Here is a 7,050-nt window from a genome sequence, read left to right as displayed (position 1 = left end):
GCTATTACCGATTACAACGAAGCAATCAAACTCAATCCAAAATACGCAGATGCCTTCAATAATCGCGGCTGGGCTTACAGTGATAAAGGGGAATACGATCGCGCTATTACCGATTATAATGAAGCCATCAAACTCAATCCAAAATACGCAGAGGCCTTCTACAATCGCGGCATTGTTTACTACAATAAAGGAAAATTAGATTTAGCCATTGCCGATTACAACGAAGCCATCAAACTCAATCCAAAATACGCAGAGGCCTTCATCAATCGCGGCATTTATTACAGTGATAAACGGGAATACGATCGCGCTATTGCCGATTATAATGAAGCCATCAAACTCGATCCTAAAAACGCAGATGCTTTTAACAATCGCGGCAATGCTTACTACGGAAAAGGGGAATACGATCGCGCTATTGCCGATTACAACGAAGCAATCCAACTCAATCCCAAAAACGCAGATGCCTTCAACAATCGCGGCAATGCTTACAACTCTAAAGGGGAATACGATCGCGCCATTACCGATTTCACCGGAGCAATCCAACTCAATCCTAAATTCGCAGCACCCTTCAATAATCGCGGCTTTGCTTACAACTCTAAACGGGAATACGATCGCGCCATTACCGATTTCACCGGAGCAATCCAACTCAATCCAAAATATGCAGAAGCCTTGATTGGTTTGGGGATTGCTTATGAACAAAAAGGCGACAAAGGAAAAGCAATTGAGAATTATCGTCAAGCTTTAGCTGTCACCCAAAATCCGCAGGTGAAGGAGTTTGCCCAGGGGAAGATGAAACAACTCGAAGGGAAATAATGGGTGAATTTTGGCTCCCACAAATCAGAGATATAGATTATTATAGTTTAGTCATAATGCGATGGCGAAGCCCGCCGCAGCCATCGCATTATGACTGGACGGAAGATTGGGTAAAATATAAATTTAATTACAATCTCCCAACAGCCACCCCATTTTTACCTATGAGTATCACCCTCACCCCCCAACAAGAACAAATCATTCAAGCCCAACTCGCCAGTGGGCGCTATACCAACGTTAGCGAAATCATTGCTGATGCGCTACGGCTATTAGAAAAACGCGATCGATACAATCTTTGGGTGGAAGAAGTCTGTGCCAAAATTGATATTGCAGCCGAACAACTAGATCGCGGTGAAGGGATTGATGGTGAAACTGCGATTGCGCAAATCAGAGCTAAATTCCACCAAGGTCATCAGGTATAATCGCCCATGAGCCAATATATCATCTCACCTGAAGCGATTCGCGACCTTGACGAAATCGCAGACTATTTCTTAGCACGCAACGTTGAAGCAGGTGAGCGACTCCTCGACGAATTTACTAAAAAGTGCCGCTATCTGACACAATTTTCTCTGATGGGGCGCAGTTATAGTGAACTTCGCCCCTACTTACGCGGTATTCCTATGCAAAACTACATTATTTTTTACCGCATTATGAACGATGGAATTGAAATCATGAGAATTATTAGAGGAGATTTAGAAGCTTTGTTTGAAGAGAATGGAGAATAGAGTAACCTCGGGCGGGCAAACTTTTGCCCACCCTACAGACTTTTAAACAGGGGAAAAGTTAAGCCATCACCATGCCACCATCCACATTAAACACCTGCCCAGTAATATAAGCCGCCGCCGCATCTCCTGCTAAAAACCGCACCATCCCCGCCACTTCCTCCGGTGTGCCATAACGCCCTAGAGGAATCGCCTTGATAATATCTTCTGATGATTTCAAGTCACTCGTCATATCTGTAGCAATAAATCCCGGTGCAACAGCATTCACAGTAATCCCGCGAGTCGCCAATTCCCTTGCCACTGTTTTGGTAAATCCAATTACACCCGCCTTCGCTGCACTATAATTCGCTTGACCAGGATTACCCATCTGTCCGGAAACTGAGGCAATATTAATAATACGACCCGACTTTTGCTTGAGCATTATTTTGCTCACCGCTCTGGTACATAAAAAAACGCCTGTCAGGTTTAAGTCAATTACTGCTTGCCAATCTTCTGGCTTCATCCGCAGCAGGAGGGTATCGCGGGTAATTCCTGCATTGTTGACTAATACGTCAATCCGACCAAATTTTTCGATTGTTTGACTGACAAGGGCTTCTACCTGTTCAATTTTAGACACATCAGCTTGAATTGCGATCGCCTCTCCTCCACTTTCAGTAATCCCTGCCACCACTTCTTCTGCCGCAGCACTCGACGCTGCATAGTTTACTACTACCTTAGCTCCCTCCGCTGCCAATGCGGTTGCGATCGCTCTACCAATCCCGCGCGAAGCACCTGTTACAATAGCAACGCGATTGGTTAACTGTGGTGAAGGTATTTGTAGTGGTTCCATCAGAAATTCCCCTTGTAATATCGTCTAAATTAGGCTGCTTTTGCATTTTGCACTAGAATCGAGCCAAAAGACTAAGGGTTTTTTCCTATGGCAGTTAAAAAGCAGTTTAGCAGTTTCGACTCACTCCTGTCTGGTTCCGATTTGCCCGTCTTGGTGGATTTCTACGCCACATGGTGCGGTCCCTGTCAGATGATGGCTCCCATTTTAGATCGGGTGGGGACTCAACTCAAGGGTCGGTTACAAATTGTCAAAATTGATACAGACAAGTATCCGAATCTAGCATCTCAGTACCAGATTAACGCCTTACCGACCTTGGTACTATTCAAAAATGCCCAACCTGTAGAAAGGATTGAAGGATTGGTACAAGCAGATCAACTTATTGGCAGATTACAATCATTGCTTTAGAGTAGCTATTCATACTTATCGGACATTGCACTTTATTGAACTACTACAATAACATAGCGTTATGTCCGGTATTGTCGAGCGAACTTAATATTTAGTAACGCCAGTGCTACAAGCTGGCGTTCACTTCTAGGTGTCATCACCAAATCAACGTAGCCATTTACGACTGAGACTCCACGCCCCGACTTCTCTACAAATGGCTAATTATGTCTAGCTTTGGGTAGGTTTTTCGGAGCGGTAACTATAGTTAATAATGAGTAGCCTGAAGGCACGCCCTACCCACTTACCGCCTACCGCTTACCTCTTTGTAGGAATTAGAGGTATCGTCAGGAGAAGAAGTTTCGGCTTGGTTTTTGTCTTGGAGTCGTTGTTCCCGTTTTTTGCGATCGGCTTGTATAATGTCTGCCATCGCACTTTGAACCTGAGCCATCTTTTCCAAGTTACTGCGGTACAATTCCAAATCTTTTTGTACCTTCTCTTGTGGGAGGTGCAGGGCTTGACTAATTTGCTCTAGTACCTCATTTAGCTCCTTCTGGTTTTTTACCAACTCCGAGTCTCCTTGCTCTAGGAGTGTAAACAAACCAATCGCAAAGAGTCTACTGTACTTAAATTTAGGATTTTGTGCGATGCCTATGGCAGGCGTTGTCATCGCATTCAATGTGTTGGGCACATCCCTGCTTCTCTCCACCGAGGTTGGCGAAGTCAACCAAGAGATTAGATCGTTACCATATAAACGTCCTGCAATTAACAATAGCCCTTCGGCATCCTGTCTGTACTGTTGCCAAGTGCCGCCTACTGCTTGACATAAGGCTGCAAAAATGGACTCTTTATCTGCTTCTGGTTTATAGCCTTCCATAAAGCGGTTGAAGGATGTCACAACCCCCAAAGCGTAGATGGGATCGTAGTGAAAATCGACATTAACCGACAGCAAGTGCATCTCTACCATCAGCTCTTCCACCACCCGTCGGTAAATCGAGTTAATTGGACGGGTATGATGGCTGTAGAAATCTCGTTTAGTATCCGAGACGGTGCGAACGTTACTCACAAAGCATAATTTAATGGTTATTTAATCTTATTGTCTCGCTTAAGGACAAGTTTGCCAAGGGCTATTTCTGCTTGGCTGTTTCTTGCCGTCATGTTTGATCTTGCCAAATAACCCATAACCAATTAGGTTGCCATACTCCGGGGCACTCCTTCCAATGCTTCCTCTTCGGTTTCAAAGATCTCAAACACAGAAATCATCATAGTCACTTCAAATACCAATTTGGCTTCGGGATGGACGTTACAAATGCGGAAGCTCCCTTTTACTTTGTCAGCATCTCGCATTCCCGCCACTAAAGATGTCAAGCCTGAGCTATCAATAAAGTTAACCTGACTCAGGTTTACTACCACATGGCGACTGAGTTTGGAAATACATTCTTGCAGCTTCAGGCGAAATTGCCAAGCTGTGGTAATATCTAACCGTCCATTTGGTGCTAAAACGATGATAGTTGTGCCATCTTTGGTCGTGTGGGTTCTCTGATCGATTTGAATCATCAAGTCCTCCTTATAGCGTTAGCTCCGATCCTAAAATGCTAACAATTATTAACATTTTTCCTGCTACTCTTCCGAAACCCGCAGAAGTATAACCTGGTAGTGATGGCACTAGTGGTGTCTACAGGCTGTTATTCTTGTAAGCGTTGCCGAGCTATTTTAACTTGAGCTTTTCGCCAATTAGCTTAACCTTTATTTTGCTCGCGATGAAGCAACCTTAAGTGTGGCAAGGGGGTAGACGATATACCCGCTTCAGTTATATTTAACATCGCGAGTACCCGTCAATGGTTTAGCTTTCAGGGTGATAAACGGCATTGTCGCAAGATAACTTAATCAAGAGTGACGCGAAGTGACAGGTGGGAACGAGCATCAGCGAATCCTTGTTTGCAGGAGGCATATTCTTAGACATTGGCTTTGTGAATCTTTTTTATATATTATGAGGATGCACGCCAAACAAAACAACTATGATATGTTACCACATAATTCCCTATTTCTGGTCATTCCAGGCAAGACAAGATTTGGGCACTACTACTCCCGCTGGTTTATCCAGCCAGAGCAATGGCCCCCAAATCAATCCTAACCTTTGCATCAACCAATAGCCGGAACCTTGAAGCTATTTTTTAAACACGCTCTAAAGTTTTAGCTGTCCAGTTTGCCCAGTCTTGAGGCTTGAGGAAGGTGTTGTATAATTCGGCTTCAGGGGTATTTGGCTCGGGTGTGTAGCCATATTCCCAGCGGACTAGGGGAGGTAAAGACATGAGGATGGATTCGGTTCGTCCGTTGGTTTGTAAGCCAAATATTGTACCTCGGTCGTAAACTAAGTTAAATTCAACATAACGACCGCGACGATAAAGCTGGAAGTTCCGTTCGCGATCGCCGTATTCTATAGATTTACGCCGTTGGGCGATGGGGGTGTATGCTGGTAAAAAGGCATTGCCACAATCTTGTATAAAAGCAAATAGTTGTTCCCAACTGCGGGATTTTACTTCACCGATGCGATTGCTGTAAGTCCCTGCTGGTCCACTTAGGTCGGAACCGCGATATAATTGACCCTTGCCATCTTGATAGTCAAAAAATAGTCCGCCGATGCCTCGCATTTCCTGACGGTGTTTTAGATAAAAATATTCATCACACCAGCGCTTGAACACGGGATAGTATTCAGGGTGGTGATTATCGCAAGCTCCTTTAAAGGTATTATGGAAATGAGCAGCATCTTCAGCGAAGGGATAGTAAGGGGTTAAATCAGCACCACCGCCAAACCACCAGACTGGACCTGCCTCAAAATAGCGATAATTTAGGTGAACTGTGGGAATATATGGATTGCGTGGATGCAAAACCATTGAAGTACCTGTGGCGAAAAACCCATGACCTGCTGCCTCTGGGCGTTGAGTTAAAATTGTCGGCGGGAGTTGGTCACCCCAAACCTCAGAAAAGTTGACTCCACCCTGTTCAAAGACAGCACCATCCCGCATGACGCGGGAACGACCACCACCACCTTCCTCTCGCTCCCAGCTATCTTCTTTAAAAGTAGCAACCCCGTCTAGCTTGGTCAATCCTTCACAGATTGAGTCTTGCAGTTGTTTCATAAACTGTTTGACTCGTTCTCTGGAGTTGCTGGGAGGTAAATAAGTCTTGGTTGTGGTTACGTCTTGTAAAGCTGTCATAATCTCAATTTAATGTCATTAATTGGTCAGCTAATCGATAATCTAATTGCCGCTGTCAGGCATATTGATGGCTTAACGCTTTATTTTAGGATAAGTGGGATACACTTTTGCATCCCTTCACTAGACTTATTGCTCTGGTGCGGCAAGAGGGAACCGAGATCGATGAAAATGAACAGTTGTAAGACTTTTACTGAATTACCCTTATTTGAGACCAAATTGAAACAAAGTGATAGACTATCTCAGACAAGCGAGGAGACAATCTGGAATCCTCCTTTCGTTAAGAATTATTACGGCTTTTTGGGAATGGACAATTGCTGGTGGGAGGGGAGTGGGGAATTTTCCTACCGAGATGATTGTCGTGGTGAGGCAGTTGAGGCAGATGTCCTGACTAAAGGCAAAGGAAGTTTCCGAAAATTAAGCATTTGCCCCATTGTCGCTACAGGAGGCTGGTTGTGATTCTCAATTTTTCTTTTAAACTAATTGCTGGTCGTGGAGGGCTTTGGTGTAAGTTTTACCTCTTCAGGACTTATCGGGCTGTAAGTAAGGCTCCGGTAGATGTGCTGTGGAAAAAACTGATTAACCTGGCTGATGTGTCTTGGAATCCTTTGCTTTCTAGCACTAATGCACCTAGAGGGTTGATGCCCAAACCTGGTTTGATTTATCAAGTGGTGACTCGCTTAATCCCAATTCCGGTGCGAGTTTTTGTGGAGAGGGTTTTACCGGGTGAGTTACTGAGTATCCGACTCCTGGCAATTCCTGGGGTGGAAAATCGAGTTACTTATCAGGTTGAGTCTACTCTTTGCGGTACTTATGTGTCTTTCTCTGTGACAATGCAGGGTTTGTTATCTCCCGTACTCTGGTGGTTCATGCGTCCTTATGCCGCCCGTGTCGCTGCTCAATTAGCCCAAGCCGCAGCGGAACAAATAGGGGCACTTTGAGTTAGTTATTGGTTATTGGTTGTTAGTTAAACGTGGCATGATGGAGAGGAAGTGCGATCGCACTCCGATCGCAATCCCTCAATCCTGTAGCAAAATAGAAAATATCGGGTCTGACAAATCGGGAGCGGATTTGTCCTCAATGTGCCATTATTTAC

10 protein-coding genes are annotated in these 7,050 nt (G+C 44.6%); 6 read left to right on the top strand and 4 right to left on the bottom strand.

The window, feature by feature from the left end:
- The 3 genes from NJ959_RS04125 to NJ959_RS04115 form a co-directional block, all read left to right on the top strand.
- A partial coding sequence (locus tag NJ959_RS04125) for a tetratricopeptide repeat protein (protein WP_254010483.1) occupies positions 1-810 on the top strand: 810 nt, incomplete at its 5' end.
- Positions 810-1,229 carry a type II toxin-antitoxin system ParD family antitoxin gene (locus NJ959_RS04120; RefSeq protein WP_254010482.1) on the top strand — a complete coding sequence of 140 codons (420 nt, stop codon included), beginning with the start codon at positions 810-812 and terminating at the stop codon, positions 1,227-1,229. The genes NJ959_RS04125 and NJ959_RS04120, both read left to right, overlap by 1 nt.
- A 6-nt stretch (positions 1,230-1,235) precedes the next feature.
- Positions 1,236-1,532, top strand: a complete 297-nt coding sequence (locus NJ959_RS04115) for a type II toxin-antitoxin system RelE/ParE family toxin (protein ID WP_254010481.1) — start codon at positions 1,236-1,238, stop codon at positions 1,530-1,532.
- A gap of 58 nt (positions 1,533-1,590) precedes the next feature.
- Here NJ959_RS04115 and fabG read toward each other — a convergent pair whose 3' ends face one another.
- Complete coding sequence (gene fabG, locus NJ959_RS04110) at positions 1,591-2,358, bottom strand: 3-oxoacyl-[acyl-carrier-protein] reductase (protein WP_254010480.1); 768 nt, start codon at positions 2,356-2,358, stop codon at positions 1,591-1,593.
- A gap of 87 nt (positions 2,359-2,445) precedes the next feature.
- Between fabG and trxA the strand changes: the two genes are divergently transcribed.
- Entirely contained in the window at positions 2,446-2,763 is a 318-nt protein-coding gene (gene trxA, locus NJ959_RS04105) for a thioredoxin (protein WP_254010479.1), read from the top strand.
- Between the two features lie 280 nt (positions 2,764-3,043).
- On the opposite strand, the gene psb29 is transcribed toward trxA, so the two are convergent.
- The 3 genes from psb29 to hemF all read right to left on the bottom strand — a co-directional run bounded on the left by psb29 (position 3,044) and on the right by hemF (position 5,957).
- Complete coding sequence (gene psb29 / locus NJ959_RS04100; RefSeq protein WP_254010478.1) at positions 3,044-3,805, bottom strand: photosystem II biogenesis protein Psp29; 762 nt, start codon at positions 3,803-3,805, stop codon at positions 3,044-3,046.
- Between the two features lie 122 nt (positions 3,806-3,927).
- Positions 3,928-4,296 carry an STAS domain-containing protein gene (locus tag NJ959_RS04095; protein ID WP_254010477.1) on the bottom strand — a complete coding sequence of 123 codons (369 nt, stop codon included), beginning with the start codon at positions 4,294-4,296 and terminating at the stop codon, positions 3,928-3,930.
- A 617-nt stretch (positions 4,297-4,913) separates the two neighbouring features.
- Positions 4,914-5,957: an oxygen-dependent coproporphyrinogen oxidase gene (gene hemF / locus NJ959_RS04090; protein ID WP_254010476.1), complete on the bottom strand. Its 1,044-nt coding sequence runs from the start codon at positions 5,955-5,957 to the stop codon at positions 4,914-4,916.
- Between the two features lie 168 nt (positions 5,958-6,125).
- On the opposite strand from hemF, the gene NJ959_RS04085 reads away from it, so the two are divergent.
- Both NJ959_RS04085 and NJ959_RS04080 read left to right on the top strand, forming a co-directional pair.
- Positions 6,126-6,413, top strand: coding sequence for a hypothetical protein (locus NJ959_RS04085; protein WP_254010475.1), 288 nt, complete (start codon positions 6,126-6,128; stop codon positions 6,411-6,413).
- On the top strand, positions 6,410-6,895 hold the full coding sequence (locus tag NJ959_RS04080; RefSeq protein ID WP_254010474.1) for an SRPBCC family protein: 486 nt from the start codon (positions 6,410-6,412) through the stop codon (positions 6,893-6,895). Before NJ959_RS04085 ends, NJ959_RS04080 begins: the two co-directional genes overlap by 4 nt.
- The last annotated feature ends 155 nt before the right edge of the window (positions 6,896-7,050 follow it).

The sequence above is a fragment of the Limnofasciculus baicalensis BBK-W-15 genome (assembly GCF_024178385.1).
GTDB classification, from domain to species: domain Bacteria; phylum Cyanobacteriota; class Cyanobacteriia; order Cyanobacteriales; family Coleofasciculaceae; genus Limnofasciculus; species Limnofasciculus baicalensis.
Note: the sequence above shows the minus strand (reverse complement) of the source record. Positions and strands in the feature narration are given on the sequence as shown.

Coding starts and splice junctions, on each gene's coding strand:
- NJ959_RS04120 (WP_254010482.1), top strand. CDS start 810: ATGGGTGAATTTTGGCTCCCACAAATCAGAGATATAGATTATTATAGT.
- NJ959_RS04115 (WP_254010481.1), top strand. CDS start 1,236: ATGAGCCAATATATCATCTCACCTGAAGCGATTCGCGACCTTGACGAA.
- fabG (WP_254010480.1), bottom strand. CDS start 2,358: ATGGAACCACTACAAATACCTTCACCACAGTTAACCAATCGCGTTGCT.
- trxA (WP_254010479.1), top strand. CDS start 2,446: ATGGCAGTTAAAAAGCAGTTTAGCAGTTTCGACTCACTCCTGTCTGGT.
- NJ959_RS04095 (WP_254010477.1), bottom strand. CDS start 4,296: ATGATTCAAATCGATCAGAGAACCCACACGACCAAAGATGGCACAACT.
- hemF (WP_254010476.1), bottom strand. CDS start 5,957: ATGACAGCTTTACAAGACGTAACCACAACCAAGACTTATTTACCTCCC.
- NJ959_RS04085 (WP_254010475.1), top strand. CDS start 6,126: ATGAACAGTTGTAAGACTTTTACTGAATTACCCTTATTTGAGACCAAA.